Source organism: Burkholderia pseudomultivorans, assembly GCF_902499075.1.
Taxonomy (GTDB): Bacteria; Pseudomonadota; Gammaproteobacteria; order Burkholderiales; family Burkholderiaceae; genus Burkholderia; species Burkholderia pseudomultivorans.
In genome coordinates, this window is the sequence record NZ_CABVPP010000006.1 from 59,973 (window position 1) to 85,172 (window position 25,200).

Genomic DNA, 25,200 nt, shown 5'->3' on the forward strand with positions numbered 1-25,200 from the left:
CAGCAAGCGCGACGGATCGCCGTCAGGCGCCGATGCGCTGCTCGATCTTCTTCATCGTGTCGGTCAGCTCGGCGGGCAGCCGCTGCTTCAGCGTATCGAACAGCGCCGCATGCAGCTTCAGCTCTTCGCGCCACTCGGCCGCATCCATCGACGTGACCGCGTCGAACTGCGCGCGCGTGAAGTCGAGCCCGTCCCAGTGCAGGTCGTCGTAGGACGGCGACACGCCGAACGCATGTTCGCCGCCGCCGCCGTTGCCTTCGAGGCGATCGAGCATCCACTTCAGCACGCGCATGTTCTCGCCGAAGCCCGGCCACACGAACTTGCCGTTCGCATCCTTGCGGAACCAGTTCACGCAATAGATCTTCGGCAGCGTCGCGCCCGCGCCTTCGAGCTGCTTGCCGAGCTTCAGCCAGTGCGCGAAATAGTCGCTCATGTTGTAGCCGCAGAACGGCAGCATCGCGAACGGGTCGCGGCGCACGACGCCCTGCTGGCCGGCTGCCGCCGCGGTCGTCTCGGAGCCCATCGTCGCGGCCATGTACACGCCTTCGACCCAGTCGCGCGCTTCGGTGACGAGCGGCACGGTGGTCGAGCGGCGGCCGCCGAAGATGAACGCGTCGATCGGCACGCCGGCCGGATTCTCCCAGTCCGCGTCGATCGACGGGCATTGCGCGGCCGGCGCGGTGAAGCGCGAGTTCGGATGCGCGGCCTTGCGGCCGGTTTCCTTGCCGAGCTCGGGCGTCCACGGGTTGCCCTGCCAGTCGGTCAGCTTCGCGGGCGGCGTGTCGGTCAGCCCTTCCCACCACACGTCGCCGTCTTCGGTCAGCGCGACGTTCGTGAAGATCACGTTTTCCTTCAGCGTCGAAATCGCGTTCGGATTGGTCTTCTCGCCGGTGCCCGGCGCGACGCCGAAGAAGCCCGCCTCCGGATTGATCGCGTAAAGGCGGCCGTCGCGGCCCGGCTTCAGCCACGCGATGTCGTCGCCGATCGTCGTGACCTTCCAGCCGTCGAAGCCTTGCGGCGGAATCAACATCGCGAAGTTGGTCTTGCCGCACGCGGACGGGAACGCGGCCGCGACGTGATACTTCTTGCCGGCCGGCGACGTCACGCCGAGGATCAGCATGTGCTCGGCGAGCCAGCCCTGGTCGCGGCCCATCGTCGACGCGATGCGCAGCGCGAAGCATTTCTTGCCGAGCAGCGCATTGCCGCCGTAGCCCGAACCGAAACTCCAGATTTCGCGCGTCTCGGGGAAATGCACGATGTACTTGACCGGGTTGCACGGCCACGGCACGTCCTGCTGACCGGCTTCGAGCGGATGACCGACGCTGTGCACGCACGGCACGAATTCGCCGTTCTCGCCGAGCACGTCGTACACGTCGCGGCCCATGCGCGTCATGATCCGCATGTTCGCCGCGACATACGGGCTGTCCGACAGTTCGACGCCGATGTGCGCGATCGGCGAACCGAGCGGACCCATCGAGAACGGCACGACATACAGCGTGCGGCCGCGCATCGCACCGCGGAACAGGCCGTCGAGCGTCTCGCGCATTTCGGCCGGCGCGATCCAGTTGTTGGTCGGGCCGACGTCGTCGGCCGATTCCGCGCAGATGAACGTGCGATCCTCGACGCGTGCGACGTCCGATGGATCGGATTGCGCGAGATACGAATTCGGGCGCTTCGCCGGATTCAGGCGCTTCAGCGTGCCCTGGTCGACCATCGCCTGGCACAGCGCGTCGTTTTCCTCCTGCGAACCGTCGCACCACACGACGCGATCGGGCTCCGTGAGCGCGGCGATGCGCGCAACCCAGTCGATCAGCCCGCGATGTTTGACGAAAGCCGGGGGAGCGATCAGCGGGCCGTGCGTCGCTTCGGCCAGAGTGTTTTGCGACATGAGCATGTCTCCAGATTATTGGGCGGGGATGGGGGATGCGGGGCGAGCCCGCCAGATGGGGAATGCGTGTGGAGCGCAGGTTGCGGCGACGCGCAGGACGGGACGCGCGAGCGGAGCGCGTGTCGATGCCGCGAGGCGAGAGAGAAGAAGCGATGTCTCTTTAGAGGGTGCGAACGCGAGTTTCGCCATGCAAGCAACCTGCCGTACAACTTCCATGAGGGCCAGCATACCATCGCCGATATTGCGCGCGGGTTGCGTTGCAACAAGAAACAACTGTGACGAAGAACCGGCACGCGGGTTGCAGGCAGGTTCTTTTTACGCCGTCGGCGCCCTCGCCCGCGGCCGGAGAAATCGCTGGAACGGCCGTGCCCCAAGGGTTTCGCGAAAGCAGCAAAATTCTCCGATGCGGGTTCGCGCGTGCGCGGCGCGAACCCGCGTCGGCCGTCTCCGTGTTTTCGCTACTCAGGCAAACCCTGAATTAGGTTGCGTACACAAACATCCTGCCTGAACGCATGTCGGGCATCCGTGCTCAAAAAGGTGCGCCCGGCAATCCGGGGTAATACGCACCTGCGGCCATCCCGCCGTCGACCGACAGTTCCGCGCCGTTGCAGTACGACGCGTCGTCGCTCGCGAGAAACAGCGTCGCGCGCGCGATTTCGTCGGGCAGGCCGACGCGCTGCAGCGGCACGTTCGTATAGTGCTGGTTGACTTCGTCGAGCGGCGCGCCGGTCGGGTTCGACATCACGGTGTTCACGCCGCCCGGATGAATCGAATTCACGCGCACGCCCCGATGGCCGAGTTCGAGCGCCGCGACCTTGGTCAGCCCGCGCACGCCCCATTTGCTCGACACGTAGGCAGCGAGCGCGTTGACGCCGCGCAGTCCGTCCACCGACGAAATATTGACGATCGACCCGCGCTGCTGCGCAATCATCTGCGGCGCGACCGTGCGGATGCCGACGAACGTGCCGACCAGATTGACCGACACCGCGCGCTCGAAATCGCGTTTCGACAGCTCGGCGATCGCGCCGAACATCAGCACGGCCGCGTTGTTGACGAGCACGTCGATGCGGCCGAACTGCTCGACGGTCGCGTCGGCGACGCGCGCCCAGCTCGCTTCGTCGGCGACGTCGAGCCGCATGAAACGCGCGGCGTCGCCGAGTTCGCGCGCGAGCGCCGTGCCTTCCGCTTCGAGCACGTCGCCGATCACGACGCGCGCGCCTTCGGCGACGAACAACCTGCACGTCGCCTCGCCCATCCCGCGTGCGCCGCCGGTGACGATCGCCACCTTTCCTTCAAGCCGTCCCATTCTGTATCCCTGTCAATGCCGGTTACCGGCCGCCATGCGCATGCGCATCGATGCGGTCGGACATACGATTCGCCAAGCCAGGCGACGCCCCGCCTTTAACCCCAGTATGCCTGCCCGCCGTCGAGCGGCAGCGTCGCGCCGGTCAGATACGCGGCGTCGCGGCTCGCGAGAAACACGATCGCGCGCCCGATGTCCTGCTCGCAGTCGCCGACGCGGCCGAGCGGAATCGTCCGAAAGAACGCGGCCGCCTCCTGCGGATTCGCGTCGATCCAACCCTTCAGTCCCGGCGACAACGCATGCGGCGCGACCGCGTTCACGCGAATGCCGTCCGCGCCCCATTCGCATGCAGCCGCCCGCGTCAGCGCGCGTATCGCCTCCTTGGTGGCCGCATACGCGCCGTAGCCAGACGCATCCCAGCGCACCGCGGCCGACGACGCGAAATTGACGATCACGCCGTCGCCCTTGAGATGCGGATGGCATGCGCGCATCATGCGCAGCGTCGCGATCGGCCCCGATTCGAGCCCCGCGAGAAAATCCGTGTCGGTCACGTCGAGCAGGCGGCCGAGCGGCACGACCTGCGCGTTGTTGACCAGGATCTGCACGCCGCCGAAGCGCTCGACGACCGCGTCGACGCAATGCGCGATCTGCGCGGCGTCCATCACGTCGCAGACGAACGGTTCCGCGACGCCGCCGCGCGCGCGGATCGCGTCGCAGGTCGTCGCCAGCTTGCCGCGCGTGCGGCCGACCACCGCGACCTGCGCGCCTTCGGCCGCGAGCGCATGCGCGACGCCTTCGCCGACGCCCTGCCCCGCTCCCGTCACGAGCGCGACCTTGCCGTTCAGGATGCCCATGCGCGCCCCTTATGCGACGATCGCCGGATGCGCCTGCACGGGGCCGCCGAGCAGTTCGCGATACGACGGCGGCTGCTTGCCGTCGAGATCCGCGATCCCGTACCGCAGCGCCGCTTCCGCGCCGACCAGCACCTGGCCGGACAGCGCCATGCGCCGCGGATCTTCGTGGATCGCATGGATCACGCGGCCGGTGAACTCCGGGCTTTCGGCGACCAGCGAGAACTCCTTGTACAAGTCCGGATGCTCGTCCCACACACGCGTCGTGCGCTCGGTGCGCAGCGGTCCCATCCAGATCGACACGGCCGCGACGTCGAACGGCTTCAGGTCGACCGCCATGTCCTTCGCGAACTTGTCGACGCCGCTCTTCTGCGCGCCATACGCGGCGCCATGCATGTAGCAGCTCGCGCCGAACGACGACGTGAACGCGATCAGCCCGCTGCGGCGCTTCGCCATTAGCGGCGCCGCATGCCAGCTCGCGACGTAGGCCGAGCGCAGCCCGACGTCGAGGATGTTCACGAGGTCGAGCGACTTCTCCCAGAACGGGCCGGGCAGGATCAGCTGGTCGTGCAGATAGGTCGCGTTGTTGACGAGGATGTCGAGCCGCCCGCTGTCGCGCTCGACGCGTTCGAACAGCGCCTTGACCTGCGCGTCGTCCGCGTGGTCGCATGCCACCGCAATGCCGCGGCCGCCGAGCGCGTCGATCTCGCGCGCCGTCTCGTGGATCGTGCCGGGCAGCGGCGCATCGCCGGCCTTCTGCGAGCGCCCCGTCACGTAGACGGTCATGCCGGCCGCGCCGAGCGCGCGTGCGATGCCCTTGCCCGCGCCGCGCGACGCACCCGTCACGACGGCCACCGGCGCGTGCTGGTTCTGTGTCATGTTCGATGTCTCCTGTGGATCGGTGTATGGCGATGCGCCGCTCAAGCGGCCGGCGGCTGCGCGCCGGCGAACAGCACGCCCGGCGCGTCGCCGTCGTAGCGGGCCGACAGCGTCGACGTGACGACGCAGCGCGTGGCCGAGATCTTCCATTCGCCGTCGACCTTCCGGTATTCGTCGTCGTAGTACGCGCCGAGCTGCGTGAGCGTGTGCGCATTCGTGTCGATCATCTGGTAGTGCAGCCCCCACGTGCCGCGCGCATGCGTGTCGTCGAGCACGGTGATGTCGGGGTTCACGCCGTGGTGCATCTCGACGATGTGCGGGTGGCAGCCGAGACGCGTGAAGATCTCGACGAGCGCGTCGCGGTTGTCGAACCTGCCGATCCGACCGTAGTCGATCTGCACGGTGCCGGGCGCGAAGCAGTCGCGCATGCCTTGCGGATCCTTCCGGTCGCAGCAGGTGAAGTAGCGCGCCTTCAGCCGACGGATCGCGTCGGCGTCCTCGAGCCTGCGCATGCGCGTCTCGATGCGTTCGATGGGGGTCATGCCGTCTCCTGGGATTCGATCGCGCGGATTGTCGGCCGCGTCGACGCCACGTTACCGCCGCGCACCGCGCCGGCCATCACCCGTTCGGACGACACCGATGCGCGGCACGTCTTTCGTCCGAACAGACGATGTGATGCGGGCGGCTTCGTTCCTACCATCGAACGACCTCATCACGAGACCCGACGATGGACGACACGACCCGCACGCTCCACGAATACGAGCAGATTCGCCAGCTCAAGTACCGGTATTTCCGCGCGGTCGATACGCACGACTGGTCGCTGCTTGCGCAATGCCTGACCGAAGACTGCGAAGCGCGCCTGTACGGCGGCCGGTATGCGTACGACGGGCGTGACGCCTTCGTATCGAGCCTGCGCGCGCTGATCGGCAAGCCGACCTTCCTGACGATGCATCACGGCCATCACCCGGAGCTCACGCTGGTGTCCGCCGAGCATGCGTGCGGCGTGTGGTTTCTCGAGGATCATGCGATCAATCTCGAGGATAACTATCTTCTGCACGGCACCGCGTTCTACGACGACCAGTACGTGAAGCGCGACGGCGTGTGGCGCATCCACGCGACGCGTCACGAGCGCCTGTTCGAAACGGTCACGTCGCCGATTCCGCCGTCGTTCTCGCTGACCGCGAACCGCTTCGCGGCCGGCGCGCAGATCGTCGCGTCCTGACCCACCCAGCGGCCATGCGGCCGCCCCCGCCCTTCCCCTCTGGAGCCGCAATCTTGGAAAAAGTCATTTACGTGCTGTGGCGCGACGCGCAGGTCGAGCCCGATCGATGGAGCCGCGCGCTGCGCGCGCAGCTCGCCGACAAACTGCTGTCGCTCGGCGCGCACGGCGTGCAGGTCAACGTCGCCGATGCCGACGTCGCGCCGGCCGCGGGCCTGAAGCAGACCCACACGCATCCGGGCATCGACGGGATCGTCGCGGTGTGGCTCGACAGCGCGAACGCGATGTTCCGCCAGCCGTTCGACGACGCGGTGCGTGCGAGCGTCCCGCATATGGCCGCGTATCTCGTCACCGAATCTCAACCGATTCCGAACACGCGTTATCCGGCGCGCGCCGGCGAGCGTACCAGCGGCTTCTCGCAGCTCGCGTTCCTGAAGCGGCCGCCGCGCCTTACGCACGAAGCGTGGCTCGACGTGTGGCACGGCCATCACACGCGCGTCGCGATCGATACGCAGGACAATTTCCTGTATGTGCAGAACGTCGTCGTGCGCGCGCTCACGCATGCGGCGCCCGGCTACGACGCGATCGTCGAGGAATGTTTCCCGGCCGCCGCGATGACCGATCCGCACGCATTCTTCGATGCGGTCGGCGACGAAGCGAAGTTCCAGCGCAACGTCGCGGAGATGATGGACAGCTGCGCGCGCTTCATCGATTTCGACAAGATCGACGTGGTGCCGACGAGCCAGTATGTCGTGAAGGCGGTGCGCGGGTAGATTGCGGCGGTCGAGACGGCGCGCAGGAATGCGTGGACGACCGTGTTTATCGGGGTGTTGCCCGATGTTCGTCGGCGAGTCGCATAACGCCAGCCCGTTCAGGGGCTGGCGTTATGCATACACACGGCTCAGGGCTGACGCTTGCCGCGGCCGCCAGCCGGTTTGCCGGCCGGTTTGCGTGAACCCGCCGCGGGTTTGCCGGCGGGTTTGCTGCGAGGCTTCTGCACGCTGAACGGACTGCCCTTCAACACGTCCGGGACTGCGGCGGCCGGCTTGCGCTTGTTGTCGCCATTGCCGCCGTGCAGGTGCGCCTTCTTGCCGGGCGCCTTCGGCGCAGCCGGTGCGGCTTGCGGCAGCTTGGGCTTCTTCGGCTTCTTGGGTTTCTTGACGATCTGGCCCGTCGCGCTGGTTTGCGGCACGCGGTGTTCGGCTTCGAAACCCGGCTCCTCCTCGCGCGGCAGCGTTTGCCGGATCAGCGCCTCGATCGCGGCCAGTTGCGGCGCTTCGTCGGCACACACGAGCGACACCGCCACGCCGCTGGCGCCCGCGCGGCCGGTACGGCCGATACGATGCACATAGTCCTGCGCGACGATCGGCAAATCGACGTTGATCACCAGCGGCAGGTCGTCGATATCGAGGCCGCGCGCCGCCACGTCGGTGGCGACCAGCATGCTGACTTCGCGCTGCTTGAAGCGCTCCAGCGCACGCAGGCGCGCGGGTTGCGGCTTGTCGCCGTGAATGGTGTCGACCGCATAGCCCGCTTCGTCCAGCCGCGCCGCCAGGTAATCGACGCCGCTGCGGGTCTTGACGAACACCAGCGCGTGCTCCCAGTTGTTTTCCGCAACGAGGTGCATGAACAGCTCTGGCTTGTTGCGCTTGTCCACCGTCACCACCCACTGCCGGATCTTGCTGGCCGTCGCATTGGGCGGGCTGACGCTGATATTGACCGGCGCGCGCAGAATGTTGGCCGCCATCGCGCGGATATCGTCGCTGAACGTCGCGGAGAACAGCAGGGTCTGGCGTCGTGCGGGCAGCGCGGCAAACACGGCATCGAGTTCGCGCGCAAAACCGAGGTCCAGCATGCGGTCGGCTTCGTCGAGCACCAGCGTCTGCACCTGATCGAACTGCACCGCGTTCTGACGATTGAGATCGAGCAGGCGGCCCGGCGTGGCGACCAGCACGTCGACGCCTTTGCGCAGTTTCATCATCTGCGGGTTGATGCTCACGCCGCCGTACGCCGCCAGGAAGCGCAGGTCGAGGCCCTTGCCGTACGCGACGAAGCTTTGCAGCACCTGTTCGGCCAGCTCGCGCGTCGGCACCAGTACCAGAACGCGCGCGCGGTTGCTCGACACCGCCGGGCCGTGCTGCACCAGCCGTTGCAGCAGCGGCAGCGCAAAGCCGGCCGTCTTGCCGGTGCCGGTCTGTGCCGCGGCCATCACGTCCTGGCCGCCGAGCACGGCGGGAATCGCCTTGGCCTGCACCGGCGTGGGTGTCTGGTAATTGAGGTCCTGCAGGTTGCGCAGCAGCGGACCGATCAGGCCAAGCGAAGCAAAAGACATGGACGTATTCCGGGCTAAAAACCGCAATTCTAGCGGTTACCGGGCGGACTGCCGTGCGCGGTTCCGATCCGTCCGCGCCCGTCGAAAGTGCGATCGCGAGCGACGGGTTCTCGCGTTCGCCACAAACCAAACAAAACGTCTATAATTGGAAAATCCGTCAACGAGCATTCTTTCTCCGATCGACTCCGAACACGCGATGACCCGATCCCGTCAAAAAGCGCAGTCCGAACAGGCGTCGCTGATCGAGCAGGTGCAGCGCATCGCCGAAGGGCTCGGCGCGATGTTCGCGCCGTTCACCGAGGTCGTCGTGCACGATCTGCGCTCGCCCGAACACGCAATCCTCGCGATTCACAACAACCTGTCCGGGCGCGCGGTCGGCGATCCGGCGACGGAACTCGGCCTCGCCCGCATCGCGGACGACGATTTCCCAGCCGTACTGGCGAACTACCCGAACCGCTTCGCGGACGGCCGCACCGCGAAGAGCACGTCGATCGGCATCAAGGATTCGTCCGGGCGCTACGTCGCCGCGCTGTGCCTGAATGCCGACACGACGCTGTTCCGCGCTTTCCAGGGCATCCTGAGCCAGTTCTGCAGCGCGGACGGCGAGCCGGTCGCGGAAACGCTCGATCCGGCCGGCGCGGACACGCTGCGGCAGCGCATCGACGCGTTCGCGGCCCGCCTCGCGACGACGCCGCGCGAACTGAAGACCGAACAGCGCCGCGAACTGATGCAGACGCTGAAGGCCGACGGTTTTCTCGATGTGCGGCGCGCGATGGAGATCGTGTCGCAGCATCTGGGCGTATCGCGCGCGACGGTGTACAACGATGCGAAATGACGCGTGCGCGCGCTGCGCATGTTGACCGACCTTTTCACTCGAGCAGACCCGATGAACTCATTGCCTCTCCCCACGTTCGACGATGTCGCCGCCGCCGCGGCGAGACTCGCAGGCCATGCACACCGCACGCCCGTGCTGACGTCGCGGACGGTCGACGAAGCGCTCGGCGCGCAGGTGTTCTTCAAGTGCGAGAACCTGCAGCGCATGGGCGCGTTCAAGTTCCGCGGCGCGTTCAACGCGCTGTCGCGCTTCGACGCCGAGCAGCGCCGCAACGGCGTCGTCGCGTTCTCGTCGGGCAATCATGCGCAGGCGATCGCGCTGTCGGCGCGCATCCTCGGCATCCCGGCCACGATCGTGATGCCGCAGGACGCGCCGGCCGCGAAGATCGCCGCGACGCGCGGCTATGGCGGCCAGGTCGTGACCTACGACCGCTATACGGAGGATCGCGAGCAGATCGGGCGCGATCTCGCGCAACGGCACGGGCTCACGCTGATCCCGCCGTACGATCACGCCGACGTGATCGCGGGCCAGGGCACCGCGGCGATGGAACTGTTCGACGAAGTCGGGCCGCTCGACGCGGTGTTCGCGCCGCTCGGCGGCGGCGGGCTGCTGTCGGGCACCGCGCTCGCGACGCGCGCGCTGTCGCCGCACGCGCAGCTGTACGGCGTCGAGCCCGAAGCGGGCAACGACGGCCAGCAATCGTTTCGCGCCGGCTCGATCGTCCATATCGACACGCCGCGCACGATCGCCGACGGCGCGCAGACGCAGCACCTCGGCCAGCTCACGTTCCCGATCATCCGTCGCGACGTCGACGACATCCTCACTGCGACCGACGACGAACTCGTCGACTGCATGCGCTTCTTCGCATCGCGTATGAAGATTGTCGTCGAGCCGACCGGGTGCCTGTCGTTCGCTGCCGCGCGGCGGATGAAGGATGCGCTGAAGGGCAAGCGCATCGGCGTGCTGATCAGCGGCGGCAACGTCGATCTCGGCAACTTCTGCGCGCTCGCGGGCGCGCAGCCGCAGGCCTGAGCGTCGCGGCGGCGGCACACGGCGCGCGGCACACGGCACACGGCACACGGCACACGGCACACGGCGCGCGGCGTTCGGTTCGAGCCCTTCATGGCGCGTTAAGGTTCACGGCCTAGACTGAATGCGTCGTCCCGCATCTGTCGTGAAGGAGTTGCCATGAATACGCACGCGATCGTCGCCGCCGCCCTGACGGCCGTTTCCCTTTCGGCGTTCGCTCAACCGGGCGTAACGTCGTCCGGCGCTGCGTTCGCGCCGCCGCACGATGACCTCGCGCGGGCGACCCATCGCTCCCCCGGCGCACTGCCCGCCGCCGGTTTCGTGTTCGCGAAGATCGATCAGAACAATACGCCGCCTGATCGCGGCAGCGACCCGGACGGACGCACACGCTCGGGCTCGCGGCTGTAACGGCGCGCGCAAACGACCGCCCTTGCCCGTCGCCCACGCTGGTCGCCCACGCCGGTCGCTCAGGTCAAAACGCCGGCAGCGACGGATCGCGCGCGGCGAGGATGTCGTCGGTGCGCCGCTGCAGCGCGCCGTCGATCGTCTCGGGCTGCGGAATCAGCCAGTAGCGCCCCGCGCGGATCCCGTCGAACACGCGCTCGGCGAATGCGTCGGGCGTCAGCCCGTGCGCGTTCAGCATCGCGCGCATCGTGTCGACGAATCCGCGCACCTCGGGCCGATCGCGCGCGTCGCCGAACGGATCGTTGAAGATGCCCGTCAGCACCGGGCCCGGCGCAAGCAGCGACACGCCGACCGGCGCGCCGAGCATTTTCAGTTCGCCGTACAGCGATTCCGTCAGCGCAACCACCGCGAACTTCGTCGCCGAATAAGGCGACATCAGCGGGCTCGGCAGGAAGCCGCCGACCGACGCGGTGTTGACGATGCGCGCCGGCGCATTGCGCGCGAGCATGCGCGGCACGAAGCTGCGCACGCCGTTCATCACGCCGTGCACGTTGATCGCGAAGCTGCGCTCGAAACGTTCCGGCGTGATTTCCCAGCTGAAGCCGGTCGCCATCACGCCCGCGTTGTTGAACAGCAGATCGACGCCGCCGAAGCGCTGCCACGCGGCTTGCGCAAGTGCATCGACGGCTTCGGGCCGGCTCACGTCGGTCGGCACGCACAGCACGTCGGTGTCGAGCGTCGCGGCAAACGCGTCGAGCGCGGCCGGATCGAGGTCGGCCAGCACGACGCGCATGCCGAGTGCGGCCGCGCGGCGCGCGAGCCCGCTGCCGATGCCGCTGGCCGCGCCGGTAATCACGGCGGTGCCGCCGTCGAAGCGAAGCGAAGCGCTCATGTCAAAGTCCTGTCGGGTCGATGTGGGGATGCGCATAAGCGGGAATCGTCGGCGGCGGCAGCGGCGTGCGTCCGTCGAGCGAACGCACCGCGAGCCCGTGCGCGAGCGGGAAATGCAGGCTGTGCGCGATCAGGCCCGTGCGTTCGCGCGCCGGCACGCTGCACAGCGCGAGCGCCGTTTCGGCGAGATACGCGACGTCCTCGGTCGGATAGCCTTCGGGGATGTATCGCGCGGCGCCCGGCGTGCGGATCGCGGTGCTGGGCGCGACCAGGTTCACCGCGATGCCGTCCGCCTCGAGTTCGGCCGCGAGGCCCTGCGTGAAGCGCGACAGCGCGGCCTTGACCGCCGCATAGACGGTCGCGCCGCCGGCCCGCGCGAAGTCGTCGAACGGCCGCAGCGGCGGCAGCGCGGTGACCGAGCCGATGTTCACGATCCAGCCCGCGCCGCGGGCGCGCATCAGCGGAATCGCCGCCTGCGACAGCGCGAACGGAATGCGCAGGTAATGGTCGACGGTCGTGTCGAACATCGTTGCCGGCATCGCGTCCACGCAGGCGTAGTCGGCGACGCCCGCGTTGTTGACGAGAATGTCGAGACCGCCGGCCGCCTGCGCCGCGCGCGCGACGAGCGCATCGCGTTCGGCCGCGTTCGACAGGTCGGCCGCGAGCGGAATCGCGCGGCCGCCGGCCTGCTCGATCAGCGCGACCGTTTCGGCGAGCGTGCCGGCGACGCTCGCCGCTTGCGCGAGGCTGCGCGCCGTCACGACGACGGTCGCGCCTTCGGACGCGAGCCGCTGCGCGATCGCGCGGCCGATGCCGCGGCTCGCGCCGGTCACGAGCGCGCATTTGCCGGCCAGAAGCGGGGTTCGGGGGTCGGTCATCATGTCTCCGGTGAGGGTCTGGCAGGCGGTTCAGCCCGCGATATCCGCAACTTGCAGCACGAGCTTCGCTTTCGCCTCGCCCGTTTGAACGAGATCGAGCGCGCGCGCCGCCTGTTCGAGCGGGAAACGGTCGAAACGCGGCACGCGCAGCGCGTGCCGCGCGAGGCGCTGTGCGATCTTCGCGAGCGTGTCGCCGCTCGGCATCCGGCTGTAGGTCATCGCGGTACGCAGGCCGCGCCGCGCGGCTTCGGCGGCCGTCGTCGCGAGTCGTTCGGCGTCGCCGGCCGCGAGCGTCATGATGTTGACGAGCGTGCCGCCCGGCGCCAGCAGGTCGAGCGCATCGCGCAGCGTGTCGCCGCCAACCGCGTCGAGCACGAGGTCGACGCCGCCGGGCGCCCACGCGCGCACGGCCTGCGCGATATCGGCGGCCCGGTAGTCGATGCTCGCCGCGGCACCCAGCGCCTCGACGGTGTCGCGATTGCGCGCCGAGCATGTCGCGATGACGCGTGCGCCCGCCTGCGCGGCCAGCTGGATCGCAAAGGTGCCGACCGCACCCGCGCCGCCGTGGACCAGCACGGTCTGCCCCGCGCGCAGCCCGCCGTCGTCGAACAGGCCGGCCCATGCGGCCAGCGCGGGCGTCGGCACGGTGGCCGCCGCCGCGAAGCTCGTGTCGTCCGGCAAACGCACGACCGAGTCGTGACGCACCGCGACGTATTCCGCATACGCGCCCCATCGTCCCGCGCCGACGTCGGTCTGCGCGAACACGCGCATGCCCGGCGCGAACCCGTCGACGCCTGCGCCGACCGCCTCGACGATGCCGGCCGCGTCGAAGCCGATCACGAACGGAAACGTGTACTGCATGAACGCGCCGAGATAGCCTTCGCGGCATTTCCAGTCGGCGGGATTGACGCCCGCGTACGCGACGCGGATCAGCACGTCGCCGGGGCCCGGCCGTGGCACGGGGACGTCGGCCAGCCGCAGTGCGTCGGAATCGCCGACGCGGTCGATCAGAAGGGCTCGCATCGTGGGGTCTCCAGTTGGATGATTGCCGCTGCGCGATGCGCGGCGGATGGGCGCGCGGCGGTCGTTGCCGTGCGCTACGCCGCCGTGTCGGCCAGCAGGCTCGACGCGAGCGGACAGAACGCATGCGAGATCGCATCGACGGTCCAGTCGGGGCTTTCGGCGTCGAACCGGCGGTCGACCCAGCCCCAGTGATACGGGTGCATCAGGTATTCGCCGAGCAGATCGTCGAGGCGCGCGAACTCCTGCTGCCAGACGTGCGTCCACGCGCCCGGCGGCTCGATCCGGCTCAGGCGCCAGTTGCGGATGCCGCGCATGAACGCGGGCATCTGCAACAGTTCGCGCTCGAGCGCGGCCACCTGCGCATCGCTCGCCTGCGGCCGCACGCGTAGCATCAGCGTGCGCCAGACGCCGTCTCGCAGCGCCGGCGCGCGCATGCCGCCGCCGACCGGGCGGCACGCGGCCACCTCGATCCGCACGACGCCCGGCTGCTCGGCCAGCATCGCGAAGTGCGTCGCCGCGTCGCGCGCGCCGTCGTCGCGGACCAGGTCGAGCGTGTAGTCGCCCGCGCCCCAGCAGCCGGGTAGATTGCGCGCGAGCGCCACGCGCTTCACGCCGGCCAGCGACCGCGCGGTGTCGCGCAATGCGGACGCGACCGCATCCGCGTCGTGCTCCGCCGAAACGAAAACCTGCGCCGTGTCATGCCGCATGATCGAGCTCCGTCAGCGCGGGCAGCGGCGCGTCGGCGTCCGTCATCACGTGGCGGCGACGCCCGTCGCACACCGCGTCGACGGCGGCCCAGAACGCGACCGTGTCGGCATCGGCCAGCGCGCGCATGCGGTAGTAGGACGGCGCGTCGGCGACGTGCCAGGTCAGCCACAGCGTGCTCGCGTGCCCGGGCACCGCGACAGGCGGCGACACCCAGCGCCCGGCCGCCGTCAGCCCGCGCGCCGCGTGACCCGGCAGATAGCGCTCGCGCAGCAGCGCAAGCACGTCGGCAATCCGCTCGGGCGCGAGCGTGATTTCGTCTACGATCTGGATCATGCGCGTGTCGTCTCCGTGGTCGTGCGTGGCGGCGGGCAGGATCGCCCTGCCTACGTCGTTCCGGCGAGGCCGCGGGCGGCCCGGCTGGATAGCATTCTTGCGTGGCGACCGCGAGCGGGCCCCTACCGGCCCGCTCAGCGCCCCCTGTCGCGACGATCAAAACGGGAGACTCATGAGACAGCGTGCCTTGCCGACCGGCGGCCGCGCGTTGCCGGGCTTCGGTGCGCGCCTTTTGCGCGAACTGACGCGCAGCGGCGCACCGCCCGCCGTGCGTACCGCATCCGTGGCCGCACCTGCGGACGCCGCGACATCGGGCGGCTTCGTCGCGCTGTATCGCGACGCGATCGAACGGCTCGAAGCGCAGGTCGCGCGCGGCGACGGCCATCCGCCGATGCGCAAGCAGGAAGTCGATCTGATGTGCCGCTGCCTGCTGAGCTGCGCGACGCTGGCCGATGCGATCCGCTGTGCGGCCGAGTTCTGCGAGATGCTGCAGCCGCGCGCCGGCCGGCTGACGCTGACGGTGCGCGACGCACGCGCGGCGTTCCGGATGGATTCGCTGCGCCGCACGCGCAGCCCGGCCGCCTGCCTCGTCGACCTGACCGGGCTGTTCTGCTACCTGCAGTTGTTCGGCTGGCTGATCGGGCAGCCGCTGCGGCCGGCCGACGTCTGGCTCGGCCATCCGCGCCGCGACGATGCGGTGCCGCTGCTCGGGCTGTTCAACGCGCCGGTCGAGGTCGGCCGCAAGACCTACGGCTTCGGCTTCGACGCGGCGCTGCTCGAATCCCGCGTGATCCGGCGGCCGGCCGAACTCGATGCATTCGTCGTCGACTTTCCGTTTCGTCTGATCGATGCCGCGCCGGCCGTCGTGTCATGGACGCAGCAGGTGCGCGGTTTTGTCGAGGCGGCGCTCGCGCGCGAACAGGCGCTGCCGGCGTTTGCGGAACTGGCCGCGTGGCTCGGCGTCAGCGAAGCGACGCTGCGGCGCCGGCTCGCGGCCGAAGGCTGCGGCTATCACGCACTGCGCGAGCAGTGCCTGGCCGAGGCCGCGCGGCGCTGCCTGCGCGAATCCGACTGGCCGGTCGCGCGCATTGCCGCGCATCTCGGGTTCGGCGGCGAGGAGGCATTCCGGCGCGCGTTCGTGCGCTGGACGGGCGTGGCGCCGAGCCGGTTCAGGCGCGACTACGCCGGTTTGCCGCAGTTCGCTGACACGCGACACGCCGCTCGTCGGGACCAACCGGGCGAACCGCCGGCGCCCGGGAGACGCGCATGTCCGTGAACGTGAGCGGCACCGAAGGTTATGCGGAACAAGCGCCGATACTCGTCGAGCGATGGCGCGCCATCTCGTTTGCCGAGCACCATGCGCCGATTCTGCCGCTCGTTCCGAAAGCCCCGTGCCGCGTGCTCGACATCGGCGCCGGCATCGGCACCGACGCGGCCGGGTTCGCGGCAATGGGACATGCGGTCGTCGCGGTCGAACCGGTGGACGCGCTGCGCGCGGCCGGCATCGCGTTGCACCGGTCGGCCTCGATCGAGTGGCTCGACGACAGCCTGCCCGATCTGGCGGTGCTGCGCGCGAGACACGCGAGCTTCGATTGCGTGATGCTGTCGGCGGTGTGGATGCACCTCGACGCAGACGAGCGCCGCCGGGCGATGCCGAATGTCGCCGCACTGCTCGCCGACGGCGCGATGCTGGGAATGACGTTGCGCCACGGCCCGGTTCCGGATGGCAGAAGGATGTTCGACGTGTCGGCCGAGGAAACCGTGCAGCTGGCGCGCATGCACGGGTTGCGCGTGGCGATGAACGAGCGGACCGGATCGGTTCAGCGCGGCAACCGGCACATGGCGGTGATGTGGAGTCGGCTGGTTTTCGTCAAGGACGCGACAGGAAATCACGCGCGCGATTGAAGCTGCGACCGCGCAGTTTCGCCGACACGCAGCGATGTCTGCTGCCCGCCATCACTGCGCCAGATCGCTGACGTAAATCGCCGGATCGCGGTTCTCGAACTCGTTGCCCTTGTTCCAGTAGACGGCCTTCCTGTCCGCGTCGAATCCCAGCACGCCCAGATAGCCGGGAATGGCGAGCTTTTTCCAGTGACGGCCGCTATCGGTCGAGAAAAACACCCCGTTGCCTTCGATGTGCGCTGCCTTGCCCGTCAGCTGGGCGGTCGTGTGCGTGCTCATGGTGGTCACGAGTATGACCGGCCCGCTGACGTAGAAGCTGGTCTGCTGGTTGGGCCGGATCATCGTCGAAGCGGGAAGCGGCCAGAACGGATTCGGCAGATCGCCGAGCCTGTTCCACGAGCGGCCGTCTTGCCCGAGTTCGGCCAGCTCGTGGCCGGCATCGCTGCTGCGGCTCAACTCCGCCACCACGCGGCCCGCACCGTTGTCCTTCACCTTGAACAGGTAGAGCCCCGGCGTCGTGCGGATGTCGCCGACCTCCCAGCGCCCGTCGCGACGCGTCAACTGCGCTTCGCGCGTGAACGTCTGCAGCGTGCTCGTGCCGTCCCAGTAGCTCTGGCTGACCCACGCCGTTGCCTGACGATCGTTGAACTGGATCAAATGCGCCGCGGTGTCGCCGCCGCTTCCCGGCGTCTGGGGCAGCGTGCCGGACGGCGCGTCCCAAAGCCGCTCGGTGCCTTCGACCGCATCGGCGTGTGCGCCCTGATCGGAGGAATGGAAAAGCCGTCCTTGTCCCGCGGCCCAGACATCGTTGCTGCCATGGAAGTACGGATCGAGGCTCCACGCCAGCCATTCCGCGTCGGCCATGAAACCGCCCGGAACGATCCGCCAGTCTTTACCGTGCTCGTCCGCACGGAAAACAGCCGTCTGAACTGGCCGGCCGTCGTTGCCTTCCGGCAGGTGGGCGCCGGTCAGCAGCAGCAGGCTCGTCTTGTCGGCGGAAGGCAGTGGGCACGCGTAGCCGCTGACATAGGCCATCGTGTGAAACACGCCATCGTCGCCGAGCCGCGAAACCTGCGAGACCTCACGCTCGCCGGTATCCGGGGTGGAACCGGCCGGCAACAGCGCGTCGAGATTCACGGCGTCCCGAAGCCGAGCCTTGTCGTCGTCGGACTCGCGCCGGCCGACCAGCCAGACGCTCCGCCCGACCGCCACCACACCCGTGCAGGCCTGCTCCATCGCACGCTGCCCGTCGTCGAGCGCCCGGCCCAGAATCCGTTGATTCGGCTCGCTTCCGCCTAGCTCGAGGTGGGCGCGCGTCAATCCCCATGCATAGGCGATCAGCAGCAGCGCGATCGGTATGGCGATGCCTAACCTGACAATGCTGACGATCGACCAACGGCTTTTTTTCATGACGATCCGTTAAGAAGGAAATGGGCGCCTGACGCCCGCCGGAAAACAGACGGCCCGAAGGACCGTGCCGGGCGTCGACTGTCGCTCGCAACGGCGCTTGTTGTACCGATTCGGCGCGTAGGTTACCAAATGCCGAACGGGCGACCTGCCAAGCCTCCCGAATACCCCGCCCGACACACGCCCCAACCCGACACCGCCAGCCCCGCCGCCCCGCCTTGCAACTCTTATATAAGACATAAGATATTTGACGCTACAAGGCGTTGCGATTAGAATTCCCGTCGATGCAGTGCCTGGAACAGCCCGGAGTGCCTGAACGGCCTTCTCCTGAAACGCAACATCAGCAGGTCCCCCCATGCTTGAAAACTTTCGTGCTCACGTGGCCGCCCGCGCCGCGCTCGGTATTCCTCCCCTGCCGCTGACGGCTCAGCAGACCGCCGAACTGGTCGAACTGCTGACCAACCCGCCGGCCGGCGAAGAGCAGACGCTGCTCGACCTGATCACCCACCGCGTGCCCGCCGGCGTGGACGAAGCTGCCCGCGTGAAGGCCGGCTTCCTGGCCGCCGTCGCCAAGGGCGAAACCGCCTGCCCGCTGATCTCGCGCGCCCGCGCCACCGAACTGCTCGGCACGATGCTGGGCGGCTACAACATCCAGCCGCTGATCGAGCTGCTGTCCGACGCCGAAGTCGGCGCGACCGCCGCCGACGCGCTGAAGAAAACCCTGCTGATGTTCGACCAGTTCCATGACGTGAAGGAACTCGCCGACAAGGGCAATGCGAACGCGAAGGCCGTGATGCAGAGCTGGGCCGACGCCGAATGGTTCACGAGCCGTCCGGAAGTGCCGGAAAGCCTGACCATCACCGTCTTCAAGGTCACCGGCGAGACCAATACCGACGACCTGTCGCCGGCGCCGGACGCGACCACCCGCCCGGACATCCCGCTGCACGCGCTGGCGATGCTGAAGAACGCCCGCCCCGGCATCACGCCGGAAGAAGACGGCAAGCGCGGCCCGGTCAAGTTCATCGAATCGCTGAAGGAAAAGGGCCATCTGGTCGCCTATGTGGGCGACGTGGTCGGCACCGGCTCCTCGCGCAAGTCGGCCACCAACTCGGTGCTGTGGTTCACCGGCGAAGACATCCCCTACGTCCCGAACAAGCGTTTCGGCGGTGTGTGCCTCGGCGGCAAGATCGCCCCGATCTTCTACAACACGATGGAAGATGCCGGCGCGCTGCCGATCGAACTCGACGTGTCGAAGATGGAAATGGGCGACGTGGTCGAACTGCGCCCGTACGAAGGCAAGGCGCTGAAGAACGGCGAAGTGATCGCCGAATTCCAGGTCAAGTCCGACGTGCTGTTCGACGAAGTGCGCGCCGGCGGCCGGATTCCGCTGATCGTCGGCCGCGGCCTGACCGCAAAGGCGCGTGAAGCGCTGGGCCTGCCGCCGTCGACGCTGTTCCGCCTGCCGCACCAGCCGGCCGACAGCGGCAAGGGCTTCTCGCTCGCGCAGAAGATGGTCGGCCGCGCATGCGGCCTGCCGGAAGGCCAGGGCGTCCGTCCGGGCACGTACTGCGAACCGAAGATGACCTCGGTCGGCTCGCAGGACACCACCGGCCCGATGACGCGCGACGAACTGAAGGATCTCGCCTGCCTCGGCTTCTCGGCCGACCTCGTGATGCAGTCGTTCTGCCACACCGCCGCCTATCCGAAGCCGGTGGACGTGAAGACGCACCAGACGCTGCCGAACTTCATCAGCACGCGCGGCGGCATCGCGCTGCGTCCGGGCGACGGCGTGATCCACTCGTGGCTGAACCGCATGCTGCTGCCCGACACCGTCGGCACCGGCGGCGACTCGCACACGCGCTTCCCGATCGGCATCAGCTTCCCGGCAGGTTCGGGCCTGGTCGCGTTCGCGGCCGCCACCGGCACGATGCCGCTGGACATGCCGGAATCGGTGCTGGTCCGCTTCAAGGGCAAGATGCAGCCGGGCGTCACGCTGCGCGACCTCGTCAACGCGATTCCGCTGTACGCGATCAAGCAAGGCATGCTGACGGTCGCGAAGCAGGGCAAGAAGAACATCTTCTCCGGCCGCATTCTCGAGATCGAAGGCCTGCCCGACCTGAAGGTCGAGCAAGCGTTCGAACTGTCCGATGCGTCGGCCGAGCGCTCGGCCGCCGGTTGCACGGTCCGCCTGAACAAGGAACCGATCATCGAGTACCTCAACAGCAACATCACGCTGCTGAAGTGGATGATCGCCGAAGGCTACCAGGATCCGCGCAGCCTGCAGCGCCGCATCGCGGCGATGGAGCAGTGGCTGGACGACCCGCAGCTGCTGGCGCCGGATGCCGACGCCGAATACGCGGCCGTCATCGAGATCGACCTCGCCGACATCCATGAGCCGATCGTCGCCTGCCCGAACGATCCGGACGACGTGAAGACGCTGTCCGACGTCGCCGGCGCGAAGATCGACGAAGTGTTCATCGGCTCGTGCATGACCAACATCGGTCACTTCCGCGCCGCGTCGAAGCTGCTGGAAGGCAAGCGCGACATTCCGGTCAAGCTGTGGGTCGCGCCGCCGACCAAGATGGACCAGAAGCAGCTGACCGAGGAAGGCCATTACGGCGTGTTCGGCACGGCCGGCGCACGTACCGAAATGCCGGGCTGCTCGCTGTGCATGGGCAACCAGGCACAGGTGCGCGAAGGCGCGACGGTGATGTCGACCTCGACCCGCAACTTCCCGAACCGCCTCGGCAAGAACACCAACGTGTATCTCGGCTCGGCGGAACTGGCGGCAATCTGCTCGCGTCTGGGCAAGATTCCGACGAAGGAAGAGTACATGGCCGATATCGGCGTGATCAACGCCAATGGCGACCAGATCTACAAGTACATGAACTTCGACCAGATCCAGGACTTCAAGGAAGTCGCCGACACCGTGCAGGTGTAAGCGGGTTGTCGCGCCGCGGCGAGTCATGCTCGCCGCGGCAAACCCGCCACGGCGCCGCAGGCTGAATGCCTGCGGCGCCGTTTTTCATGGTGCCGGCGACTCTCGTCGTAACGACAAGCCCTGCCGGCGCCCATTCATCAGACCTGAACCGGCTTTTTCCACGCGCCCCGGCACGAACCGGGCAACGCAGGCCCGCAATACGTGGTTTTTTCGCGCCGGCCCCGCGCGAAGCATTGACGCGGCGAAGCGGCGGCCATTACCCTTGCGCGCTGATGGTTCCCGGAGACGGGATCAAATGGGAACGCAGTAGCGGCAGCGATGCCGTCGATCTGCGGCTGCCCCCGCAACTGTGAGCGGCGAGTCCATGCCCACCGAGCCACTGGGACACCCGGGAAGGCCGGCACCGGACGACGACCCGCAAGCCAGGAGACCAGCCATCGACCGAGGTCCAAGCAGCCGCAACGGGCGGGGTGTCCCGATGCGCAAGCGCCGCCGTCGGCGGTCGCCCGTTGCAAGGACGGCCCGACCTCAGGATTCCGTCAGATGTCCATCGTTCCCGATTCCGCTTTCGCGCCGAAAGCGTCGTGCCGGCACGCGGCACGCGTGCGCGCCTGCTCCCGTGTCGTCGCGCCCGATCCGGCCGCGCACGCCGAACCCGACCACGACACCGCCCGCCGCCCGTTCACGCGCGCGGCCCGCGCAGCACGATAACAAGACCCGCTTCATGAAACTCCGACATCTCCTCGCCACGTCCGCCGCCACCGCGCTGCTGTCGCCGCTCGCGCACGCCGCCGGCGACACCGCCCCGCCGCAGCCGGCGCAGCCCGCAGACAACGCCGACCTGCCGACGATCTCCATCACCGACACGCGCCACCTGCCCGAATCGTTCGACCAGCGCTATGCGACGACGCAGGTGCTCACGCGCGACGACCTCGACCGGCTGTCGCCAAGCGATCCGAGCATCACGCAGGCGCTCGCGACGCTGCCGGGCGTGACCGTGTCGCAGAACGGCGGCCCCGGCGCGTCGTCGTCCGTCAGTATTCGCGGCTCGTCGGCGAGCCAGGTCGCGGTGTTCGTCGACGGCATCCGGATCGGCTCGTCGACCACCGGCATCGCGCCCTGGGCGGATCTGCCGACCGAGGCGTTCGAGCGCGTCGAAGTCATCTCGGGGCCGGCGGCCGCCTCGTTCGGCGCGAACGCGATGGGCGGCGTCGTGCAGCTGTTCACGCGGCGCGCGGCGAACCAGCCGAACCAGACCACGGTGTCGTTCGGCGGCGGCTCGAACAAGACCTTCGACACGCAGGTCCGCACGTCGGGCACGGTGCCGTCGAGCGGGCCGCTCGCCGCGCTCGGCGGGCTCACCTACTCGCTCGGCCTGCACGATTACGCGACGGCCGGCATCGATGCGACGCGGCCGTTCGCGTACGGCCACGAGGAAGGCCGCAACCCGTATCACGCGCAGGATATCGACGCACGCCTCGGCTATGCGCGCGACAACTGGTCGATCTCGACGTTCGCGCTGTACCACCGCTCCGACCTGTCCTACGACAACGCGGGCGGCGCCGATCGCGAGCTCGACCACCAGTTGACGGCCGGCCTGTCGTTTCATCTCGACATCACGCCGGACACGCAGTTCGACCAGTCCGTCGGTTACTCGAACGATCGCCAGTTCCTGTACGCGAGCGACCCGGCGATCGCGACCGATCAGATCAATTCGCAGCGCATCAGCACGTCGACGTCGCTGACGCACCAGGAACGCGGCTTCAGCCTGTTCGGCCAGCCGCTGTCGGGCGAGACCAAGCTCGCATACGATTTCACGCGTGAACAGGCGTTCCTGCCGGTCGATATCCCGAGCGGCGTGCCCACGCGCAACGATTCCGCGTTCTCGCTGCACCAGTCGGTGACGCTCGGCACGGTCACGATGTTCCTCGCGGGCCGTCACGAGATCGTCGCCGGGCGGTCGGTGAACACGGGCAACGCGGCGCTGTCGTGGGCGATCACGCCGGTCTACACCGCACGCCTGTCGTATGGCAACGCGTTCCGGCTGCCGACCTTCAACGATCTCTACTATCCCGGATACGGGAATCCGGATCTCAGCCCCGAGCGCAGCAACTCGGTCGAGGCCGCGCTCGATGCGACGACGTCGCTCGGCACGTTTACGGCCGCGATCTACGACACGCGCGTCCATAACCTGATCGCGTACGATCCCGCGACGTTCCAGCCGGTCAACATCGGGCGCGCGCACATTCGCGGGCTCGACCTGTCGTACAAGGGAACGATCGGCCGTTCGACGCCGGTCAGCATCGCAATCGGCCTGCTGAATCCGCAGGACACGACCAATCAGACGTGGCTGAATCGCCGTCCGCGACAAACGGTCAGCATCAGCATCGACCACACGTGGGACGAACTGCATCTGCACGCGCTGAGCACCGGCGCGTCGCTGCGCTACGGCGGCACGACGTTCGACGATCCGGCCAACACGACCTATCTGCCGTCGTACCTGACGGCGGACCTGCGCGCGTCGTACCGGATCAATTCGCATCTGTCGGTATCGGCGCTGCTGTCGAACCTGTTCGACCGTCGCTATATGACGGCCTACGGTTACAACACGGTCGGCCGCGCTGCGTTCGGCAAGGTCACTTACACGTTCTGATTGTTTCCGCTCGTTCCGGCAAGGCCGGGCCATCGGTGCCGACGCTCGCCGGCACCGATGCGCTCGCGTCGTTCGCCGACTTTCACCGCCCGCCCCGCTCACCCGTCGACCTGCCTGAGCGTGCGCAGACAATCCGCCGCGAGCTGCTGATAGATCCGCGTGCCGTTCGCCTTCGCGTCGATCTCCGCGTCGCTCAGCCGTCGCACCACGCGCCCCGGCACGCCCGCCAGCAACACGCCGGGCGGCACCTCGAGCCCTGCCTTCACGAACGCGCACGCGGCGACGATCGTCGTCGCGCCGATCGTCGCGCCATCCATCACGACCGCGTTCATCCCGATCATCGTGTCGGGTTCGAGCGTCGCGCCATGCACGATCGCGCCGTGACCGACATGGCTGTTCACGCCGAGCCGACATGTCTCGCCGATGCCGACATGCAGCACGCAGCCGTCCTGCACGTTGCTGCCGGCCTCGACCACGATCGCACCGAAATCGCCGCGCAGGCTCGCGTGCGGACCGATATAGCAGCCCGCGCCGATCGTCACGTCGCCGATCACGATCGCGCCCGGATGCACATATGCGGACGCATCGACACGTGGACGCATTCCGTTGAATTCGAACAATGGCATCGGTCGGGGCGTGGGCTCAGTAGACGTAATCGGCGAGGCAACCGCTCACAGCGCCGCGCAAGCTTCGGGCACGACGGCGAACAGATCGCCGACGAGACCGTAATCGGCCACGCTGAAGATCGGTGCTTCGGGATCCTTGTTGATCGCGACGATCACCTTCGAATCCTTCATGCCGGCCAGATGCTGGATCGCGCCCGAGATGCCGACCGCGATGTACAGCTGCGGCGCGACGATCTTGCCGGTCTGGCCGACCTGATAGTCGTTCGGCACATAGCCGGCGTCCACGGCCGCGCGCGACGCGCCGAGCGCGGCCTGCAGCTTGTCCGCCAGCGGCTCCAGCACCTTCGTGTAGTTCTCGCCGCTGCCCAGGCCACGGCCGCCCGACACGATGATGTTCGCCGACGTCAGTTCCGGACGGTCCAGCTTCGTCACTTCACGACTGACGAACTGCGACTTGCCCGCATCGGCCGCTGCTTCGATCTGCTCGACCGATGCGCTGCCGCCTTCCGCTGCAACCGGATCGAAACCCGTCGCACGCACGGTGATGACCTTGATCGGGTCGCTCGACTGCACCGTCGCGATCGCGTTGCCCGCGTAGATCGGGCGCTCGAACGTGTCGATCGCCGTCACGGCCGTGATGTCCGAGATCTGCGCAACATCGAGCTTCGCCGCGATACGCGGCGCGATGTTCTTGCCGTACGCAGTCGCCGGCGCGAGGATGTGCGAATACTGCTTCGCGACCGTCATCACCGTCGCTTCGACATTCTCCGCAAGACCGTCGGCAAGCTGCGGCGCATCGGCCAGCAGCACCTTCGTCACGCCGGCGATCTGCGCGGCCGCATCGGCTGCGCCCTGTGCGTGGTGTCCGGCGACCAGCACGTGAATGTCGCCACCGCCGAATCCGCTGATCATCTGCGCGGCAGCCACGGTATTCAGCGTCGCCGCCTTGAGCGACGCATGGTCGCCGGGCGATGCCGCATCGGCCACGTCGTGTTCGGCGATCACCAGAATCGTCATCGTGTTTCCGCTCCGTCGTCTTTCCAGGCAAGGATTCAAAGCCCGCCTGCTTCACATTCGGTGTCTGCAGCGAGCCGAAG

Annotated in this window: 23 protein-coding genes and 1 riboswitch; of the genes, 9 read left to right on the forward strand and 14 right to left on the reverse strand. The window is 68.1% G+C overall.

All coding sequences use genetic code 11. The features are described from left to right. Window positions 1–22: 22 nt before the first annotated feature. From BST28156_RS06740 to BST28156_RS06760, 5 genes are all read right to left on the reverse strand, one after another. Entirely contained in the window at window positions 23–1,888 is a 1,866-nt protein-coding gene (locus BST28156_RS06740; RefSeq protein WP_060239024.1) for a phosphoenolpyruvate carboxykinase (GTP), read from the reverse strand. 529 nt (window positions 1,889–2,417) lie between these two features. Next, on the reverse strand, window positions 2,418–3,194 hold the full coding sequence (locus BST28156_RS06745) for a glucose 1-dehydrogenase (RefSeq protein WP_174901796.1): 777 nt from the start codon (window positions 3,192–3,194) through the stop codon (window positions 2,418–2,420). 95 nt (window positions 3,195–3,289) lie between these two features. After that, window positions 3,290–4,045, reverse strand: coding sequence for an SDR family NAD(P)-dependent oxidoreductase (locus tag BST28156_RS06750; RefSeq protein WP_174901797.1), 756 nt, complete (start codon window positions 4,043–4,045; stop codon window positions 3,290–3,292). Window positions 4,046–4,054: 9 nt separating this feature from the next. Beyond that, entirely contained in the window at window positions 4,055–4,921 is an 867-nt protein-coding gene (locus BST28156_RS06755; protein ID WP_174901798.1) for an SDR family NAD(P)-dependent oxidoreductase, read from the reverse strand. 41 nt (window positions 4,922–4,962) lie between these two features. Beyond that, on the reverse strand, window positions 4,963–5,463 hold the full coding sequence (locus BST28156_RS06760; protein WP_060237754.1) for a nuclear transport factor 2 family protein: 501 nt from the start codon (window positions 5,461–5,463) through the stop codon (window positions 4,963–4,965). A 185-nt stretch (window positions 5,464–5,648) separates the two neighbouring features. Here BST28156_RS06760 and BST28156_RS06765 point away from each other — a divergent pair, with 185 nt between their 5' ends. Further along, window positions 5,649–6,143 (forward strand): nuclear transport factor 2 family protein, encoded by a 495-nt coding sequence (locus BST28156_RS06765; RefSeq protein WP_174901799.1) that lies wholly within the window; start codon window positions 5,649–5,651, stop codon window positions 6,141–6,143. Window positions 6,144–6,196: 53 nt separating this feature from the next. Then, window positions 6,197–6,913 carry an EthD domain-containing protein gene (locus BST28156_RS06770; protein WP_174901800.1) on the forward strand — a complete coding sequence of 239 codons (717 nt, stop codon included), beginning with the start codon at window positions 6,197–6,199 and terminating at the stop codon, window positions 6,911–6,913. 128 nt (window positions 6,914–7,041) lie between these two features. On the opposite strand, the gene BST28156_RS06775 is transcribed toward BST28156_RS06770, so the two are convergent. Further along, a complete protein-coding gene (locus BST28156_RS06775; protein ID WP_174901801.1) occupies window positions 7,042–8,472 on the reverse strand; it encodes a DEAD/DEAH box helicase in 1,431 nt (476 codons plus the stop codon). A 196-nt stretch (window positions 8,473–8,668) separates the two neighbouring features. Here BST28156_RS06775 and BST28156_RS06780 point away from each other — a divergent pair, with 196 nt between their 5' ends. From BST28156_RS06780 to BST28156_RS06790, 3 genes are all read left to right on the forward strand, one after another. Continuing rightward, the gene (locus BST28156_RS06780) at window positions 8,669–9,307 is read left to right on the forward strand and encodes a helix-turn-helix transcriptional regulator (protein ID WP_174901802.1); all 639 of its coding nucleotides are present in this window, start codon (window positions 8,669–8,671) and stop codon (window positions 9,305–9,307) included. Window positions 9,308–9,358: 51 nt separating this feature from the next. Next, entirely contained in the window at window positions 9,359–10,339 is a 981-nt protein-coding gene (locus tag BST28156_RS06785) for a threo-3-hydroxy-L-aspartate ammonia-lyase (RefSeq protein ID WP_174901803.1), read from the forward strand. 156 nt (window positions 10,340–10,495) lie between these two features. Then, window positions 10,496–10,744 (forward strand): hypothetical protein, encoded by a 249-nt coding sequence (locus BST28156_RS06790; RefSeq protein WP_174901804.1) that lies wholly within the window; start codon window positions 10,496–10,498, stop codon window positions 10,742–10,744. Window positions 10,745–10,808: 64 nt separating this feature from the next. Here the strand turns inward: BST28156_RS06790 and BST28156_RS06795 are convergent, their stop codons facing one another. The 5 genes from BST28156_RS06795 to BST28156_RS06815 all read right to left on the reverse strand — a co-directional run bounded on the left by BST28156_RS06795 (window position 10,809) and on the right by BST28156_RS06815 (window position 14,574). Further along, window positions 10,809–11,633: an SDR family NAD(P)-dependent oxidoreductase gene (locus BST28156_RS06795; RefSeq protein ID WP_174901805.1), complete on the reverse strand. Its 825-nt coding sequence runs from the start codon at window positions 11,631–11,633 to the stop codon at window positions 10,809–10,811. 1 nt (window position 11,634) lies between these two features. Continuing rightward, the gene (locus tag BST28156_RS06800) at window positions 11,635–12,510 is read right to left on the reverse strand and encodes an SDR family NAD(P)-dependent oxidoreductase (protein ID WP_174901806.1); all 876 of its coding nucleotides are present in this window, start codon (window positions 12,508–12,510) and stop codon (window positions 11,635–11,637) included. 30 nt (window positions 12,511–12,540) lie between these two features. Then, a complete protein-coding gene (locus tag BST28156_RS06805; RefSeq protein ID WP_174901807.1) occupies window positions 12,541–13,533 on the reverse strand; it encodes an NADP-dependent oxidoreductase in 993 nt (330 codons plus the stop codon). Window positions 13,534–13,607: 74 nt separating this feature from the next. Next, a complete protein-coding gene (locus BST28156_RS06810; protein WP_059517171.1) occupies window positions 13,608–14,240 on the reverse strand; it encodes a Dabb family protein in 633 nt (210 codons plus the stop codon). Continuing rightward, entirely contained in the window at window positions 14,230–14,574 is a 345-nt protein-coding gene (locus BST28156_RS06815; RefSeq protein ID WP_059517172.1) for a hypothetical protein, read from the reverse strand. Before BST28156_RS06815 ends, BST28156_RS06810 begins: the two co-directional genes overlap by 11 nt. 172 nt (window positions 14,575–14,746) lie before the next feature. On the opposite strand from BST28156_RS06815, the gene BST28156_RS06820 reads away from it, so the two are divergent. Next, window positions 14,747–15,850, forward strand: coding sequence for a helix-turn-helix domain-containing protein (locus BST28156_RS06820; RefSeq protein ID WP_174901808.1), 1,104 nt, complete (start codon window positions 14,747–14,749; stop codon window positions 15,848–15,850). After that, a complete protein-coding gene (locus BST28156_RS06825) occupies window positions 15,841–16,479 on the forward strand; it encodes a class I SAM-dependent methyltransferase (RefSeq protein ID WP_009694279.1) in 639 nt (212 codons plus the stop codon). Before BST28156_RS06820 ends, BST28156_RS06825 begins: the two co-directional genes overlap by 10 nt. Window positions 16,480–16,530: 51 nt before the next feature. On the opposite strand, the gene BST28156_RS06830 is transcribed toward BST28156_RS06825, so the two are convergent. Then, complete coding sequence (locus BST28156_RS06830) at window positions 16,531–17,886, reverse strand: hypothetical protein (RefSeq protein ID WP_174901809.1); 1,356 nt, start codon at window positions 17,884–17,886, stop codon at window positions 16,531–16,533. A 352-nt stretch (window positions 17,887–18,238) separates the two neighbouring features. Here BST28156_RS06830 and acnB point away from each other — a divergent pair, with 352 nt between their 5' ends. Then, window positions 18,239–20,824: a bifunctional aconitate hydratase 2/2-methylisocitrate dehydratase gene (gene acnB, locus BST28156_RS06835; protein ID WP_009694282.1), complete on the forward strand. Its 2,586-nt coding sequence runs from the start codon at window positions 18,239–18,241 to the stop codon at window positions 20,822–20,824. Window positions 20,825–21,080: 256 nt separating this feature from the next. Continuing rightward, a riboswitch (cobalamin riboswitch) is annotated at window positions 21,081–21,277 on the forward strand. Window positions 21,278–21,548: 271 nt separating this feature from the next. Beyond that, the gene (locus BST28156_RS06840) at window positions 21,549–23,477 is read left to right on the forward strand and encodes a TonB-dependent receptor domain-containing protein (RefSeq protein WP_059605687.1); all 1,929 of its coding nucleotides are present in this window, start codon (window positions 21,549–21,551) and stop codon (window positions 23,475–23,477) included. 98 nt (window positions 23,478–23,575) lie between these two features. On the opposite strand, the gene BST28156_RS06845 is transcribed toward BST28156_RS06840, so the two are convergent. Both BST28156_RS06845 and BST28156_RS06850 read right to left on the reverse strand, forming a co-directional pair. Next, window positions 23,576–24,103 carry an acyltransferase gene (locus tag BST28156_RS06845; RefSeq protein ID WP_174901810.1) on the reverse strand — a complete coding sequence of 176 codons (528 nt, stop codon included), beginning with the start codon at window positions 24,101–24,103 and terminating at the stop codon, window positions 23,576–23,578. A 45-nt stretch (window positions 24,104–24,148) separates the two neighbouring features. Next, entirely contained in the window at window positions 24,149–25,120 is a 972-nt protein-coding gene (locus tag BST28156_RS06850; RefSeq protein WP_174901811.1) for an electron transfer flavoprotein subunit alpha/FixB family protein, read from the reverse strand. Window positions 25,121–25,200: the final 80 nt, after the last annotated feature.